The organism is Bradyrhizobium sp. LeoA1Lang (assembly GCF_055413685.1).
In genome coordinates this window covers 1-257 of sequence record NZ_JBVAPG010000594.1, presented here as the reverse complement: position 1 = coordinate 257, position 257 = coordinate 1, and the positions used below count along the sequence as shown (strand labels likewise).

The window sequence follows — 257 nt, the reverse complement described above, 5'->3', positions numbered from 1 at the left end:
CGGTTCGGCCGCGCTGTCCGGCTGCCTGAGGGTGACGTGCCGGCACCACCCGGATCGGGAGTTTCGAAGTCGGCGGCCTCGCGGAGGTTCGTGGCGCTGTCGGCGGCGCGGCTGGCCGACTTCATGGCTGCCGATCTGTCCGCGCTCGACCTTCTGGTGGTCCAAATCGACGGGCTGCATCTCGGCGACGATCTCGTGCTGGTCGCCGCGATCGGGGTTGACGGCCAAGGCAACAAGCATCCGCTGGCGCTGGTGGA

The 257-nt window shown here is 69.3% G+C and carries 1 pseudogene; it reads left to right on the top strand.

Going from position 1 to position 257, the window contains the following annotated elements:
• Positions 1-257, top strand: a pseudogene (locus ACZYOF_RS44625) (IS256 family transposase); the annotation flags it as partial.